This window comes from Actinomycetota bacterium (assembly GCA_036280995.1).
GTDB lineage: Bacteria > Actinomycetota > CALGFH01 > CALGFH01 > CALGFH01 > CALGFH01.
This window is the reverse complement of record DASUPQ010000276.1, coordinates 1-2,099: the sequence shown is the minus strand read 5'-3', so window position 1 is coordinate 2,099 and position 2,099 is coordinate 1. Positions and strand designations below refer to the sequence as shown.

2 protein-coding genes are annotated in these 2,099 nt (G+C 66.0%); both read right to left on the bottom strand.

Annotation, left to right across the window (positions count from 1 at the left end):
• A partial coding sequence (locus VF468_09260) for a helix-turn-helix transcriptional regulator (GenBank protein HEX5878494.1) occupies window positions 1–240 on the bottom strand: 240 nt, incomplete at its 3' end.
• Window positions 241–895: 655 nt separating this feature from the next.
• Window positions 896–2,099: heme peroxidase family protein (locus VF468_09255; protein HEX5878493.1), on the bottom strand; the 1,204-nt coding region annotated here is incomplete at its 5' end.

Below are 2,099 nucleotides of genomic sequence, written 5' to 3'. Positions count from 1 at the left end.
CCGGGCCCGTTCCAGTCCGTCGGGGGTGAGCTGGTAGTAGCGGCGGGCCGGGCGGCCCTCGGTTCGGGGGTCGATGTCCTCCCAGCGGGAGGTCAGCCAGCCCACGGTCTCCAGCCGGGCCAGGATGGGATGGATGGTCCCACTGGGCAGTCCTGCCTCCTGGCCGATCTCAACCCCGTAGAGCTCCTGGGTGGGGTCGGCGAGCAGGGCCCGGAGGACGAGCTGGGTCGGGATGGTCATGCGCGGGGTCCGCTGCTGTTCCATGCTCGTAGTCTATCTAGACCCTAAGTTGAACACAAGCTAATAGGTGCGGATGCGGCCAAGAGCTGGAGGGCGGCGACCCTGCGGTGGGCCACTCGCTGTGCACCGGCCCAGGTCACCAAGAACGGCAGCACCGAGCGACTCGTGCGGCAGCGCTCCCCTCGGCCTAGGCAATCCCAGGGGGCGGCGGACCTCCTGTACCGCTCAGGTCCTGTTGGGTTCCGCAGTCGCGGCATTCGCGGTACCGGCTGCCGTCAGGTCCGCGGAGGCGCTGCCAGCGGTGGAGTCGGAGTCTGCATCGCCAGGGCTTGGCCATCGCGCCTCCTGGGCCATGAGCCGTACTGCTCGATGAGGACAGCTGTCGGTCCGATGCGGAAGAACACCGTTGGGCTGCACCTAGCCTACCCAGACGGCAAGGCTGAGTCAGCGACCCGTCAAGGCCGGTGAGGAGCTGAGCCGAGCCTCGGTTGGGCAGCAACAACAAACGCCCAACAAGGCCGAATCATTCAGCCGCGAGTCCCGGGTGTGCCGCCCTGCAACGCTGCTCGAAGCCACCCAGGAGAACACGACAAGATCGCTCGTGAATGACCGGGCTAGCTACTTGGTGGACGGCTTGCGGGGTGGGCTCCGACGGTCAGGCAGCACCGGCGTATCGCAGTAGGTCGACGAAGCCGAACTGGCCGGTCGTTGGCGCGATCGGTGGGGTGGGCTTCCAGGCCGCGTTCAGATACAGGTAGGAGTTCGGGTCCCGCTGCAGAAGCCCGACCAGGGTCTCGGCCATGATCCGGCCACCCACTGGCCCGAGCCGCTCCCCGTTGTACGGCGGCAGCTCGGCCTCCTTGAGGATGTAGAACCACAGCGGCGCCTCGCCGCCCCATCCCGGATCGGGGCTCATTCCGAGCGTCGCGTTGGACAGCACATTGACCCGCATCGCCCTCGCGACCTGCTGCCCCGACGGCAGACCGACGTGCTTTCCTCGCAGATTATTGCGGACCGCCAGGTGCCTCGTCGGGTCAGGAGGCGGGACGGCCGACCCAGGCAGGTCCTTGAGCGGAATCGACAGCTTGGTGTCGATCTTGCGCGGCGGGCGAGCCGTGAAGGCCGGGTCGACAGGAAGGATGTTCTTCCACTCCATGACCAGGTCGGCAGGGATCGGGCGGCCACCGTTGAGGTTGCGGCCCCCGTCCGGGCCAAAGATGTCGACGACGCCGGTGTCGTTGATGACGTAGAAGGGCCGAATGAGGCTGTGGCCGAACCGGTAGGCCGCCACCGCGAACTCGACCGGCATGAACGGCCGGCCTTCCCGGTTGGTGGGCTTGTAGTAGTTCAGGTTGATCACCGGTGGCTTGCCGGTGACCTCCTTGTACACCGTGCCGTTCGTCCCGACGAGCTCGTCGCCAACGAACCGTGGGAGGAAATCGTGGATGACCGCCCACTGGTAGTGCCAGCGGGTCAGCCGGCGCGCGGTCTCGAACAGCCATTCTTGCCGGATGCCCTGGGCCCGGGCGTAGTCGACAATCCGGTTGTGGAACTGAGCGACGGCCTTGTGCATCTGAAGAATGATCAGGTTCTCGTCGTTGCGCCGGTCCGGCATGATCGCCTTGCCCAATTCGTCACGCGGCATGTCCAAAACACCGTTGACGTTCGGCGCCAGCAGCAACTTGGCTAGATCGGTCGGATCATAGAACTGACGGTCATCCGCCGGCCCACGCCCGTAAAGCACATCGAGGTCATAGCGCGGCGTGCGGAAGTTGACGGTTGCATCGGCGTCCGCTTGCTGGAGGTCGAGCGGGGTGGTGTCCAAGGTGATGTCGTGGTCGATGAACTGCGCGATGAAC